This is a genomic window from Methylobacterium sp. WL7, assembly GCF_008040085.1.
In the GTDB taxonomy this organism is placed as follows: domain Bacteria; phylum Pseudomonadota; class Alphaproteobacteria; order Rhizobiales; family Beijerinckiaceae; genus Methylobacterium; species Methylobacterium mesophilicum.
This window is the reverse complement of sequence record NZ_VRVG01000149.1, coordinates 1-12,861: the sequence shown is the minus strand read 5'-3', so window position 1 is coordinate 12,861 and position 12,861 is coordinate 1. Positions and strand designations below refer to the sequence as shown.

General features: G+C 71.3%; 14 protein-coding genes and 1 pseudogene. 7 read left to right on the top strand and 8 right to left on the bottom strand.

What is annotated here, in order from left to right; genetic code table 11:
* From FV233_RS25360 to FV233_RS25350, 3 genes are all read right to left on the bottom strand, one after another.
* The coding region (locus tag FV233_RS25360; RefSeq protein WP_147899158.1) for a DUF937 domain-containing protein at positions 1-504 on the bottom strand (504 nt) is incomplete at its 3' end.
* Between the two features lie 154 nt (positions 505-658).
* Positions 659-2,083: an MATE family efflux transporter gene (locus FV233_RS25355; protein WP_147899157.1), complete on the bottom strand. Its 1,425-nt coding sequence runs from the start codon at positions 2,081-2,083 to the stop codon at positions 659-661.
* Between the two features lie 8 nt (positions 2,084-2,091).
* Positions 2,092-4,080, bottom strand: a complete 1,989-nt coding sequence (locus FV233_RS25350) for a monovalent cation:proton antiporter-2 (CPA2) family protein (protein WP_147899156.1) — start codon at positions 4,078-4,080, stop codon at positions 2,092-2,094.
* 203 nt (positions 4,081-4,283) lie between these two features.
* On the opposite strand from FV233_RS25350, the gene FV233_RS25345 reads away from it, so the two are divergent.
* From FV233_RS25345 to FV233_RS25330, 4 genes are all read left to right on the top strand, one after another.
* Positions 4,284-4,529, top strand: coding sequence for a type II toxin-antitoxin system ParD family antitoxin (locus tag FV233_RS25345; protein WP_147899155.1), 246 nt, complete (start codon positions 4,284-4,286; stop codon positions 4,527-4,529).
* The gene (locus FV233_RS25340; RefSeq protein ID WP_147899154.1) at positions 4,519-4,818 is read left to right on the top strand and encodes a type II toxin-antitoxin system RelE/ParE family toxin; all 300 of its coding nucleotides are present in this window, start codon (positions 4,519-4,521) and stop codon (positions 4,816-4,818) included. Before FV233_RS25345 ends, FV233_RS25340 begins: the two co-directional genes overlap by 11 nt.
* Positions 4,819-4,997: 179 nt before the next feature.
* The gene (locus FV233_RS25335) at positions 4,998-5,291 is read left to right on the top strand and encodes a DUF6516 family protein (RefSeq protein WP_238261391.1); all 294 of its coding nucleotides are present in this window, start codon (positions 4,998-5,000) and stop codon (positions 5,289-5,291) included.
* 41 nt (positions 5,292-5,332) lie between these two features.
* Positions 5,333-5,677 carry a hypothetical protein gene (locus FV233_RS25330; protein ID WP_147899153.1) on the top strand — a complete coding sequence of 115 codons (345 nt, stop codon included), beginning with the start codon at positions 5,333-5,335 and terminating at the stop codon, positions 5,675-5,677.
* Between the two features lie 51 nt (positions 5,678-5,728).
* On the opposite strand, the gene FV233_RS25325 is transcribed toward FV233_RS25330, so the two are convergent.
* Entirely contained in the window at positions 5,729-7,336 is a 1,608-nt protein-coding gene (locus FV233_RS25325; RefSeq protein WP_147899152.1) for a formyl transferase, read from the bottom strand.
* Positions 7,337-7,671: 335 nt separating this feature from the next.
* Between FV233_RS25325 and FV233_RS25320 the strand changes: the two genes are divergently transcribed.
* Positions 7,672-7,971 (top strand): hypothetical protein, encoded by a 300-nt coding sequence (locus FV233_RS25320; RefSeq protein ID WP_147899151.1) that lies wholly within the window; start codon positions 7,672-7,674, stop codon positions 7,969-7,971.
* 343 nt (positions 7,972-8,314) lie between these two features.
* Here FV233_RS25320 and FV233_RS25315 read toward each other — a convergent pair whose 3' ends face one another.
* Positions 8,315-8,806, bottom strand: coding sequence for an RT0821/Lpp0805 family surface protein (locus tag FV233_RS25315; RefSeq protein ID WP_246690079.1), 492 nt, complete (start codon positions 8,804-8,806; stop codon positions 8,315-8,317).
* A 93-nt stretch (positions 8,807-8,899) separates the two neighbouring features.
* Between FV233_RS25315 and pdxH the strand changes: the two genes are divergently transcribed.
* Complete coding sequence (gene pdxH, locus FV233_RS25310; protein WP_147899150.1) at positions 8,900-9,541, top strand: pyridoxamine 5'-phosphate oxidase; 642 nt, start codon at positions 8,900-8,902, stop codon at positions 9,539-9,541.
* Between the two features lie 196 nt (positions 9,542-9,737).
* Here pdxH and FV233_RS25305 read toward each other — a convergent pair whose 3' ends face one another.
* Positions 9,738-10,439 carry a 50S ribosomal protein L25/general stress protein Ctc gene (locus FV233_RS25305; RefSeq protein WP_147856255.1) on the bottom strand — a complete coding sequence of 234 codons (702 nt, stop codon included), beginning with the start codon at positions 10,437-10,439 and terminating at the stop codon, positions 9,738-9,740.
* 205 nt (positions 10,440-10,644) lie between these two features.
* Between FV233_RS25305 and FV233_RS30625 the strand changes: the two genes are divergently transcribed.
* A complete protein-coding gene (locus FV233_RS30625) occupies positions 10,645-10,890 on the top strand; it encodes a hypothetical protein (RefSeq protein WP_187278225.1) in 246 nt (81 codons plus the stop codon).
* A gap of 288 nt (positions 10,891-11,178) precedes the next feature.
* Here FV233_RS30625 and FV233_RS25295 read toward each other — a convergent pair.
* Both FV233_RS25295 and FV233_RS25290 read right to left on the bottom strand, forming a co-directional pair.
* Positions 11,179-11,975: pseudogene (locus FV233_RS25295) on the bottom strand (ABC transporter permease).
* 2 nt (positions 11,976-11,977) lie between these two features.
* Positions 11,978-12,861, bottom strand: an 884-nt coding sequence (locus FV233_RS25290; RefSeq protein WP_147899149.1) for an ABC transporter permease, incomplete at its 5' end; no start/stop codon positions are given.

The window sequence follows — 12,861 nt, the reverse complement described above, 5'->3', positions numbered from 1 at the left end:
GGCCGGGGCCGCGGTGGCGCCCGGCATGAACGCCTTGGCCATCTCGCCCCGGGCCGGGCCGAACGGGAACGGCACGGGGGGCGGGGGCGCGGCCGGCCGGGCCTGCGCGGGCTCGGCCTGCGGCGGGTTGAGCATGACGTGGACGATGCTCGTCACCACGGCGCCGGCCATCATCGGCAGCATCTGGCGCAGCACCTGGGCGCCGACGCCGCTGGTGGCGGAGGCCTGGCGCAGCACCGCCTGCATCAGCGGGGCCGAGCCGAACATCTGGGTGAGGGCTTCGAGGCCCTGGGGCGCGGCGGCGCGGGCGGCCTCGGGCATCCCGAACATCCGGGCGAAGCTGCTCGGGTCGAGGCCGGCGCCGCGCTGGAGCCCGAGGGTCAGGGCCGGCATCAAGGCCTCGAAGGCGCGGGCGGTCTGCTCGGGGCTCAGGCCGAATTGCTGGGCCATCGCCTGGATCCCGGCCTCGCCCTGGGCCTGGAACATCTCGAGCGGGTTGAACATGACGCCTCGTCCCTGTCCCGGTCGAACAGGCCGGGACAGGGCATGGTGACCGGTTGTGCGGCGAAATACCAGTTCCCGCGAGAGGAACTTGTGCTTGGACCGTCCCGGCCCGCACGAGCGGGCGGTCTTGCGTGCCGGACCGGGCGCCCCGGACTCAGCTCACCGGCCCGGGATGCGGGTGGCCGGCCGGCAGCGGCGGGGTGCCCTGCGCCGCCTCCGGCTGCGGCACGCGCCCGCCCCGCGCCTCCAGCCGGTCGACGGTGCGGCGGGCGAGCAGGATCCCGAGGATGCCGAAGACCAGCGAGCCGAGGCCCATCCCGGCGACCACCCCGCGCGGGCCGTAGAGCGCGGCGCCGAGCATCGCGGGCGGCACGGTGCCCAGCGTCGCCCGGCCCCAGTTCAGCAGGGTCGAGCGGACCGGGAAGCCGAGGTTGTTGAACGCGGCGTTGCCGAGGAACAGCAGCCCGTTGAAGAACCAGATCGCCCCGCCGGCGAGGCAGAAGAAGCCGAACAGGTCGCGCGCCACGCCCTGCAGCCCGAACAGGGACGCCAGGGGCTCGCGGGCGAGCGCCAGCAGCAGCCAGACCACGGCCACGTAGGCCAGCGTCACCCGGACCGCCTCGCGCAGCACCCCGCGCATCCGGTCGAACCGGCCCGCGCCCCAGTTCTGCGCCAGGATCGGCCCGATCGCCCCCGACAGGGCGAACAGGCCCCCGAAGGCCACCGGTGTCAGGCGGTCGATCACCGCGGCGGCCGCCACCGCGTCGGCCCCGTAGCCGGCAAAGAGTCGGGCCAGGAAGGCGCTCGCCACCGAGGGCGCGAGGTTGGTCAGCACCGCCGGCCCGGCGACCGCCGCCAGCACGGGCGCGTCCGCGACCATGTCGGCCACCCGCGGCAGGCCGAGCAGATGGTGCTGCATGACCCCGCGCAGGCCCACCGCCACGAAGGTCGCCCGCGCCACGCAGACCGTGATCGCCGCGCCCTCGACGCCGAGGCCGGCGCCGAAGATCAGCAGCGGATCGAGCGCCGCGGTGACGATGGCGCCCGCGAGCGTCACCAGCATGGCCTGCCGGGCCGCGCCGACCGCCCGGAGCAGGCCAGTGAACAGCATGCCGGCGGCGAGCAGCAGGTTCGACGGGAGCGTGATGGCCAGGAACAGCCCCGCCACCCGCAGCGCCTCGCCGCGCGCGCCGATCAGGCTCAGCAGCGGGTCCGACAGGGCGAAGATCAGCGCCGCGATGACGGCCGCGGCCAGGCTCCCCAACCCCAGCGCCGAGCTCGACAGGCGCCGTGCCGCCGCCCGGTCGCCCGCGCCCACCGCCTTGCCGACCAGCGCGCCGGCGGCGATCATCAGGCCGATATTCACCGCGGTGGCGAAGAACTGCACGATCGCCGCGAAGCCGATCGCCGCGGTGAGGTTCGGGTCGCCGAGCTTCGAGACGTAGAACAGCGACAGCAGGTCGACCACGAAGATCGCCATCAGCCCCACGGAGCCGGTGGCGGCCATCACGACCACGTGCCGGAGGATCGAGCCGCTGACGAACCGGCCCGCCGGGGCCGGGGGCAGGCCGTCAGGCATCGGGACGCTCATGCATCCCGGGCGCTGCCTTCGGATTCCAGCTCGGATTCCGGCTCGGCCTCACCCTCGCCGTCGGCTCCGGGGGCGTCGGGCTCCTGCGGGGCGAGGGCGGGCTTGTCGAGGACCCGCTCGGCCGCCTCGCGCCGGTCGTTGCCGATCAGGTCGCGGGTCTCGGTGCTCAAGGCGCGCGCCGGGCGGACCGGCTCGGTCAGCGGCTCGGGCTTCAGCCCCGCGGCGGCGCCGCGCATCCAGCCGGCGCCGTCCGGCAGGGCGCCCGCCTGCTGCAGCACCAGGCGGGCGATGTCGCGCTTGCGCACGTCCTCGGCCCGGGCCGCGGCCACCTCCGGGGACAGGCCGAGCCCCTCCAGCGCCGCCCGCCCGAACGCGAGGGCGGATTCCGCGGTCTCGCGGATCTGGAAGTCGACGTCCCGATTCATCAGCTCGACGGCGTGCAGGCGGTCGTAGGCGCGCACGAAGGTGCGCACGCTGGCGAATTCCTCGTGCACGATGTCGACGATCTTGAGCGCCCCGGCGCGGTCGTCGACGCAGATGCAGACCAGTTCGACCCGGCCGATCCCGGCGGCGCGCAGCACGTCGAGCCGCGTGCCGTCGCCGTAATAGATCCGGAAGCCGAAGCGCGAGGCCGCGCGCAGCTGCTCCACGTCCTTGTCGATCACGGTGACCGGGATGCCCTCGGCGAGCAGCACCTGGGTCAGCACCTGCCCGAACCGGCCGAAGCCGATCACCAGCACCCGGGCCTCGCCGCTCTCGGCCAGCTCCGCGGAGGGCTCCGACACGTCGGGCTGCCCGCGGGCGGTGCGGCGCTCGATCAGCTTGTCGAGGCCCTTGGCGGCGATCGGCCCGATCAGCATGGTGAGCGCGGCCAGCGCCACCGCGAACCGCGTCGCCGTCGGGCCGGTGAGCCCGAGATCCTCCGCCTGCGGCAGCAATACGAACGCGAACTCGCCCGCCGGCGCCAGCACGGCCGCGCCGCGCAGCGCCCCGAGCGTGTCGGAGCCGAACAGCCGGAACAGGCCGGCGACCAGCGCGACCTTGACCAGGATCGCCCCCAGCGTCGCCCCGAACAGGGCCGGCCAGACCTCCCGCACCAGGCTGCCGTCGATCGACATGCCGACGCTCATGAAGAACAGGCCGAGCAGCATGCCGCGGAACGGCTCGATCTCGGCCTCGAGCTGGTGGCGGAAGTTCGATTCGGCGAGCAGGATGCCGGCCAGGAACGCGCCCATCGCCATCGACAGGCCGACCTGCTCCATCAGCAGCGCGGTGCCGAGCACCACCAGTAGCGCCGCCGCGGTCAGCACCTCGCGGGCGCCGCTGGCCGCCAGCAGCCGGAAGAACGGGTTGAGGCCGTAGCGGCCGACCAGCACCACCGCCAGGATCGCCGCCACCGCCTTGCCGGTGGAGATCGCCGCCGCCCCGAGCCAGGGGCCGCCGGCCCCGCCGCCCGCCGTGGCCAAGAGCGGCATCAGCGCCAGGATGCCGACCACCGAGAGGTCCTGGAACAGCAGCACCGCGAAGGCGCGCCCGCCATAGGCGCTGCCGAGGTCGCCCCGCTCCTCCAGGAGCTGCAGCGCCACCGCGGTGGCCGACAGGGCCAGCGCGATGCCGATCACCGAGGCCGCCCCGAGGCTGAGCCCGGCGGCCAGCCCGACGCCGCCGAGCACCAGCGCGCAGGCCACGAGCTGCGCCGCGCCGAGGCCGAAGATGTCGCGCCGCATCGAGACCAGCTGCGACAGGTGCAGCTCCAGCCCGACGATGAACAGCAGCAGCACCACGCCGATCTCGGCGACGCTGGCCGCGGTGTCGGGCTCGGCGATCAGCGACAGGCCGGACGGGCCGATCAGCACCCCGGCCACCAGGTAGCCGAGCACCGCGCTCTGGCCGATCAGCCGGAACACCGGCACGCCGATCACCGCGGCCGCCAGGAAGGTCAGGACCGGCGGCAGGAAGCTCGCATGTTCGACGGGACTCGCCATGCAGGTCTTCTCGGCGGATGGCTTCGGGTTCGTGGGCGCAGGCCCGGCTTAGCGCGCGCGGCGCCGCGATGCGAGATGCGCGGGGGTGCCAATCGGCACAAGCGGGTTTTCGGGCCGACGGGGATGCGGGCTTGTAGGGGGTCGTTCGGCCCCCTGCGCGCCGTGTACCAAAATATGGTATCTTCTGGTATCAGGAGGCTGCCATGGCAAAGAACACATCCATCTCGCTCGGGGACCATTTCGTCGGGTTCATCGATCGTCAGGTCACCGACGGGCGCTACGGATCGGCCAGTGAGGTCGTCCGCGCGGGCCTGCGCCTGCTCGAAGAGCACGAGGTGAAGGTCGCCGCACTTCAAGCAGCCCTTATCGCCGGGGAAGAGTCCGGTCCCGCGGCGGAGCTGGACAGCCCCGCTTTCCTTCAGGAGATGCGGGCCAAGTATGGGCGCTAGCCCCCGCGCCCGGTTCACCCCCCAAGCCCGCGCCGACTTGGAAGAAATCTGGCGCTACACGTTCGGCCGGTGGTCACCGGACCAGGCCGATCGCTACCATCAGGCGATCGTGGACGCGGCCGGCGAGCTCGCTACCGGCGCGAAGGTCGGCCGCGCCGTCGAGATCGGCGCCGGCTATCTCAAATACGCGGTCGGATCGCAGGTCATTTTCTACCGGCAGACGGATGCCGGGATCGATGTCATCCGCATCCTGCATCAGCGCATGGACGTGTCGTCCCGCCTATCCTGAGCGGCTTGATCGCGAACAGCCAAGATTTCCGACCTTCGTCAGTCGAGGGCGCGCACAGCGTTGAGTAGCTGCACCCGGCCGGTCGCGCCGCTTGCCGAGCAGCAGGCTCCGACTCGCTTGAGCCTGTGGCATTGATGCCATATGTCGAATGGGCCATATGATACGTGGGCCATCGAGCTGTGGCGGGCGCGATCTCCTATTTCGACGAGAAGCTCGTCTATCCCGACGGCGCGATCCTCCAGCTGCGCATATGGCAGGTGCCGCAACCGGTACGGGGCTCAACGCACGGCTTCAAATATTCGCTGTTCTATGGACGGCCCGGGTTCCGGATCGTTGCCTACGACAACGAGGCCGGAAAGGGCGATCACGTCCATCGCTTCAACACCGAGACGGCTTACACGTTCGTATCCGTCGAACGGCTCGTCGCCGATTTCCTGGCCGAAGTCTCGCTCTTACGCGGAGGCGCATTGTGACGGATCATGTCAAAATCGGCATCGGCGGCTCGGCCGAGGATATGGGCCGCCGCTTCATCGAGCGCTGGAAGCAGGTGGAAGCGGGTGATCTGACACCGGCGGAGCCTGTCCTGATCTTCAAGGACCTGAAGACCTTCAAGAGCGTCATCTCGGACCAGCGCGTGGCTCTGCTCGAAGCGTTGTTCAAGTCCGGCAGTGCGCGGTCGATCCGGGCGCTGGCGAAGACTTTGGATCGCGATTATCGCCGGGTCCACGACGATGTCCGGGCCCTGATCGATGCGGGCTTGATCAGGCAGGAGGACATGACGCTGTGGCCGGCCGTGAAGGAAGTCCGGCTCTCGCTCAGCTTCGAACCGGAGGATGGGGCCGACCGTCGGGCTTCGTGACGCAGGGATGGCCTGAAGGCATCTCTTCAACAGGCCGCCGCTCGGCTCGGGTCACCCCAGCAGCCGCGCCCGGGCTCGGCGGGAGCCGTCGATGAACTCGAAGCCGCCGGCCGCGCTCAGCATGTGCAGGCGAGAGCCGGGCCAGGCCGCCCCGGGGCCGAGGCGCGTCTCCACCCGCTGCTCGTAGCCGTCCCCGTCGAGGCGCAGGATCCGGGCGAGGCCGAGGGCCGCGCCGTAGCCCTGGCGGCAATCCTGCACCGGCCGGATCAGGGCGCCGTCGCGGGCCACGATCGGCCCCGCCGCCCGGGCCGAGCCGACATCGATCAGCACGGGGTTGCGCGGATGCGGCGTCCAGGGGCCGCGGAAATGCGGTGCCTGCCAGAGGTGGAGGGTGTCGGAATAGCTGCCCCCGCCCGCCCGGACCGTGGCGAACATCCACCAGCGCCCGTCGTGGTGCAGCAGCGTGGCGTCGCCCGCCACCACGTGGTCGACCAGCACCGCCTCGTGCACCCAGCCCCCCGGGAAGGCGGTCGCCCGATAGAGGTCGATCGTGCCCGAGGCGTGGGATTCCGGGATCATCCAGACCGCCCCGTCCGCCTCGAACACGAACGGGTAGGACAGGTGGGTGTCGAGTTCCAGCACCGGCTCCGGGCGGCCGCGCGGCCCGGACGCGTCGAAGCCCAGGGCCGAGATCACGCCCTTGCCGCGGCGGTAGTCGAATTCCTCGACGAACAGGGTGACCGACCCGCCATGCGCGATCGCGAACGGGTCTGCGTAGAAGCGCCGCCCGTCGTCGGGCAGGTCGGTCCAGCCGCCCTCGGGGTGGCGGCGCAGGTCGATCAGGTCCGGCCCGACGACGCGGCGCCAGCCGACCCGCCATTGCGGGCGGTGGAAGCAGAGCGCGTAGAGCCGGCGGGCGACCTGCCGGGCCAGGCCGCTGGCGGCGCGCCGGCTGACGCCGAGGCCGCCGAGGTCGAAGCGCGACGCCGGTTGCAGCGCCGCCCCGGACCCGTCCGGCAGGTGCGTCGAGGCGGCGCCGTCCAGGGCGGCGGCGATCAGCGTGATGGTCCGGGCGAGGTAATCCTCGAACGCGGCCAGCATCACCGTGTGGGATTCCGCGCCGAGGCGCCCGACCGCCACCGGGGCACCGTCCGGACCGCGCAGGGCCGCCACCGGCGCGCGGCCGGCGAACAGGGCGGCGAGCAGCCCGGCCTCGCCCGGCATCCCGTCGAAATCGAGCCGCCAGACCGGGGGGCCGGTGACGGCGGGATCGTCCGGCCCGCCCGACAGGTCGAGGACGAGGTCGGCGTCCTCCGCCGGGGCGTCCGCCCCGTAGGCGGCCAGCGCCACCGGCTCGGCCGGCGTGGCCAGGCCCGGCCGGGGCAGGCCGTGGATCGCCGCCTCCAGGCGGAACAGCAACTCGGCATTGGGCGGCAGCCCGTGCTCGCCCGCGACCCAGGCGACCCGGACGCGCCGGCCAAGACCCTGTCCGAGCTGGTCGAGGAGGCGGATGTGCCAGCCGCGCAGGGTCCGGCGGTCGAGCCGCACGGCGATCCGCAGCATGACCGGGCGCGGGGCGACCGCCCGGGGCTCCGGCCAGACCGGCCCGCGGCCGACCCCGGCGGCCGGCCCGTCGGCGCCTCCGATCGCCCGCTCCATCAGACGCACCCACGCGGCGTGTCGAATCCCGTAGCGACGCTCACCGCGAATCCAGATCCTGAACGAGCGCGAAGACAGCCGCCGATACGGATGTCGCACGCACGAATGCTATCGCTCTGTAGCACGATCAAACAAGTCTGGCCGCCGGTTCACCGCGCCAGGCGGTTAATCCGCGGCGGAGTCTGTTGATGAACGGGGGAGCCTGCCTCGACCGCATCGCGATAACCCACCGTTACGCAGCCGTGATACCATGCCGCGCGGTGATCCCCGGGGCCGTTCGGGAACTCGCGGATCGGCTGAACGGTTCGGCAGTATATGTGATGCGGAGACACGACATGACGCGCAAGACGCTGACGATGCCGCTGGCGGCGGCTCTGCTCATCGGCCTCCCGAGCGCGGCCTTCGCCTGGGGCGGCGGTGGCGGCGGTGGCGGCGACAGCGGCAGCGGTCTCTCGCCCTACGCGGCCTTGAGCGGCAACGACCGCTCCGCCGGGGTCAACAACGGCAATTACCGCGATCCGGCTCTCGACCCGTATATCCGCGCCTACGATCCGGAGGCCGCCGCCCGCGCCGCCACCCCGCCGGCCGCCCAGCCGCGCCTGCGCATGCGGCCGTATTACGGCTACCCGTACTGAGGACGGGTTCGGCCCACGGGTCGCGAGCCGTTTCCGGCGATCGTACGGGTCCGTAGCGCCTCCCCAGGTCGCGACGGGCCCATTCTCCGGTGCGGTAGTCCTGCGCCCGTGCAGGAAAGGGGCTTCGCAGACCCAGAACGAAGCGCGGGTTCCCTTCTCCCCGCGCACCGAGCGAGGGGATGCGTATTGGCGCCCGCTCGCCAAAAGCGTCGCTCACAGCGGTACGGACGCTCCGAACGCGATGCGGGATCGTCAAAACCCGCGCGGGACATGCGGGATCGACGCTTCCGCTGCCGGTTGCACGGTCCCGCTCCCGTCTGACGTCAGGAGCGACGCGCGCGCGTCAGGATCGCTCCGACCCGGCGGACCGGACCCGCTTGAGCGTCCAATGGCCGCCGGACGGCTTGCAACCGGTGCCGCGCACGAAGCGGCTGCGGCCCGGGCCGATCACCGAGGCCAGGAAGTTGCGGCAGATCAGGTCGTCGGCCACGTAAGGCAGGCCGGTCGGGTTGACCGCGCCGTGGAGCCCGGTCTCCGGGTTGTCCCACTTCACCGGCCGGCCGTTGCCCTGCGGATCGAGGGCGACCGACAGCGCCGCGCGGGCGCGCCGCCAATCCTCCTCGCCGAGGTCGCTGCCGAAGCTCGCGGGCCGTTTCTCGATGCTGCCGGTGACCACGGGCTCCTCGGCCACGGGCGGGTTCGCCGCAGCGGGCTCGCCGCGGAACACCAGCAGCGGCTGGCTGCAGCTGCACAGGAGCATCGCCAGCGACACGGCCGTCATCGCCACAGGGGCGCGCAACCGTCGGCTTGGCTCTTTACACGCGCATCGCCGCATTACACCTGACTCACGACGGGCTATCCGCTCGACCGAACATGCCGATGTCGGTGGCCCCCTCAGGCCCTGGACGCGGCAGGCAGGAGTCTTGCCGTGGATCAGTTAAGGACCGATGACCCGAGCGCCGGCGCGGTTGCCCCGACCTCGGACTTTACCCTCAGCGACGACCCCGTCGCGCTGTTCGACGCCTGGATGCGCGAGGCCCAGGCCGCCGAGCCGGAGGACCCGAACGCCATGGCGCTGGCCACCGCGGGGTCGGACGGGCTGCCCGACGTGCGCATGGTGCTGCTGAAGGGCTTCGATGCGCACGGCTTCGTGTTCTACACCAACCTCCAATCCGCCAAGGGCGAGGAGCTGGCTCAGAACCCGCAGGCCGCCCTGGTGCTGCACTGGAAGAGCCTGCGCCGGCAGGTCCGCGCCCGGGGGCCGGTCTCGCCGGTGACGCCGGCGGAGGCCGACGCCTATTTCGAGAGCCGCCGCCGGGAGAGCCGGCTCGGCGCCATCGCCAGCCGGCAATCGCGCCCCCTCGTCGATCGCGCCACGCTGATGGCCGAGGTGCAGGACCTCGCCGCCCGCTACGAGGACGGCCCGATCCCCCGGCCGGAGCACTGGACCGGCTTCCGCATCGCCCCGGTGTCGCTCGAGTTCTGGCAGAACGGCGATTACCGCCTGCACGACCGGGTCCGGTTCACCCGGGACGGCGACGGCTGGAGCCGGTCGCGGCTGTATCCGTAGGACAGTCCCGGTTTCAAAAGGTCCGAGACCTTTTGCGGGTCCAGGGCAGAGCCCTGGTCCATCGGGGCTCTGCCCCGATACCCCGCCAAAGGGCTGAGCCCTTTGGAAACCCATGGACTTGGCGATGAGCCCCCGGAAACGAAGAGAGCCCCGGCGGGGACCGGGGCTCTCGACGCGACAGGGATTGCGACGGGGCTCAGGCCTCCTCGCCGTCCTTCTTCTCGGCGTCCTCGGCCTCTTCCTCGGCCTTCTCCTCAGCAGCCTTCTCCTCGGCGGCCTCGGCGGACTGCGCCTCGGCGATCGCGGCCTCCTCGGCCTCGACCTCGGCGCCCAGCACGGTCGGCGGCACGATGTTGGCCACCGGATCGGTGGGCTCGCCCGTGTGGGTGCCGGCCGGGATCTTGACGTCGGAGACGTGGATCACGTCGCCGATCTCGCGACCGGTCAGGTCGACCTCGATCGCGTCCGGGATCTGGTCCGGGGCGACCTCGAGGGTCAGGGTGTGGGCGACGATGTTGAGGGTGCCGCCGAGCTTCTTGATGCCGGGGGCCGCGTCCTCGTTGATGAAGTGCACCGGCACCTCGACGGTCACGGTCTGACCGGAGACGACGCGCAGGAAGTCGACGTGCAGCGGGACGCCGGAGACCGGGTCGAGCTGGAAGTCGCGCGGGATCGCCCGGACGGTCTTGCCGCCGGCCTTGATCTCGAACAGCGTGGTCTTGAACCCGCCGGCGTAGATCAGGGTGCGGGCGCGGACGAGGTCGATGGCGATGGATTGCGGCGGCTGGCCGCCTCCGTACACGACGGCGGGAACTTGACCCTGGCGACGAACGGCCCGGGCGGCCCCCTTGCCGACCCGGTCGCGTGCCACGGCCTCAAGCGTCTTGACTGCGCTCATGGCGTGATCCTTCAAATGCTGGCTGGACCCGGAAAACGGAAAAAGCCGCCCGACGCGGACGGCTGTGACCTTCCCGGTGCGCCCCTGCCTCCAAGGGTGTCGGAGGGCGCGCGGTGCGCATACACGGGTGGGGGCGGATTGGCAATGTTCGGTGCGCTGTCGCTCGCACCTTGGCAGCATCGCGGGTCGGCATGCCCGAGGCCGATTGGCGGTCTCACCGGTGATCCGGTTGGATCGGTCGGTACGCATTCCGCGCCGTCATCGCGAGCGCAGCGAAGCGACCCAGGGGCACGCTACGATCTGGGAGCGCGCGGTGCTCGATGTCCTCCTCCGGCTGACGGTGCAGGAGGCGCTGGACGATCCCCGGCCGGCGATTCCTGCCGTTGAAGTCTTCGCCGCGTTGCGCGCCCACCACGCCGAGCGGATGAAAGCTGCCAAGCTTGACGCGTGATGGTCGCAGATGCTGGCTCCATGAAAACTGACTTGCAGAGCGTCGCCATGCGCGCACCGCTCCTTTTCCCGGGCGCATGCAGCGTCAGCGGAATGCGACCCGGGACCCAGGACAGGACGACGCGAAGCGTCCCTTCGCGGCAACGCTGCTTCTCGATGGTGCCGCTGCGCGGCACATGGCGTGCTGGGTCCCGGATCGCCGTCCACTAACGTTCCAGGCGTCCGGGCCAGGCGTCCGGGAAAGGGCCGCGCTTCAACCGGCAACAGACCGCCCGTCCAACCGCCCCCCTTACGGCCGCAGCCCTGCGAGCGCCCGCCGGGCCCGGCGCCGCTGCAGCCACACGGTCAAACCGAGCGCGGTGCCGATCACCAGGGCGGAGAACGCCGTCGTGGTGGTGCCGAGCGCGTAGATCTCCGGGGTCGTCACCGTGGTGGTCAGGCCCTGAAGCTCCAACGGCAGGGTGTTGCGGCCGCCGATCGCCTGGCTGGTGCGCGCGAGTTCGTCGAAGGACAGGGTGAAGCCGAACAGGGCGACGCCGACCAGGGCCGGGGCCAGGATCGGCACCACCACGTGCCGCAGGGTCTGCGCCCCGGTGGCGCCGAGGTCGCGGGCGGCCTCCTCGTAGGCGGGGCTGAACCGGTTGAACACCGCGAACATGATCAGCAGCCCGAAGGGCAGCGTCCAGGTCAGGTGCGCGCCCAAAGCCGACGTGAAGAGGCCCATGAACGTGCCGTGGTCCTGCAGGACTCCCCAGCCGGTGGCGTCCGCCAGCGCCTTGACCGCGTCGTCCAGCAGCCGGAACTCCAGCCCGATCCCGAGGGAGACCACGATCGAGGGCACGATCAGGCTCGACACCGCCAGGGCGAAGACCAGCCCGGCGCCGCCCAGATGTCGACGACCCCCACCCCCTCCCACAGCTTGGCGAACCAGTGGGTCGAGACCCCGTTCATCGGGAAGGTCAGGCCGCCGGACGGGCCCTGGAAGCTCAAGGCGAGGATCGTCAGCGTCGGCCCGTACAGGAACAGGACGTAGAGGCAGAAAATCCCGGCGAGCCCGTAGAAGGCGAAGCCGCGCGGCCGGTCCATCTTCAGAGTTCCCTGCGCAGGTCGATCATCCGGGTGAGCCCGAGGATCATCAGAAGCACGGCGGCGAGCAGCACCACCGCGTTGGCGGCGGCGGCCGGGAATTGCAGGTAGGCCATCTGCACCTGGATCACCTTGCCCACGCTGGCGATCTGCTGGCCGCCCATCATGCCGACCGTGACGAAGTCGCCCATCACCAGCGTGACCACGAAGATCGACCCGATGGCGATGCCGGGCTTGGTCAGCGGCAGCACCACGTTCCACAGGGTCTGGAACCCGGACGCGCCGCAATCCCGCGCCGCCTCGATCAGCGACCGGTCGATCCGCGCCAGGCTGTTGAAGATCGGCACGATCATGAACACCGTGTCGAGGTGCACGAAGGCCAGCACCACCGCGAAGTCGGAATAGAGCAGGCCCTCGATCGGCGCCTTGATCAGCCCGAGGCTGCGCAGCGTGTCGTTGACCAGGCCGTTGCGGCCGAGCAGCGGGATCCACGAGATCATGCGGATCACGTTCGAGGTCCAGAACGGGATCGTGCAGAGCAGGAACAGGCCCATCCGCACCGTGTCCGAGCGGACGTGGAACGCCAGGAAGTAGGCGATGGAGAAGCCCAGCGGCAGGGTGATCGCCAGGGTCAGGGCGACGAATTTCAGCGTCGAGAGATAGGTGCGGACGGTGGTGCAGAGGTCGGCCGACAGGCAGCCGTCGAACAGGTCGGCGTAGTTCTGCAGGGTCAGCGCCGGGGTGATCGCGTACTCGTTGTACTCCCAGAACGAGACGACGGCGGTGAGCAGCAGCGGCACCACCAGGAAGACCAGGAACACCAGGGCCAGCGGCGCCGCCTGGAGATAGGCGAGGCTGCGACGGCGCCGCTGGCCCTGGTGTTCCT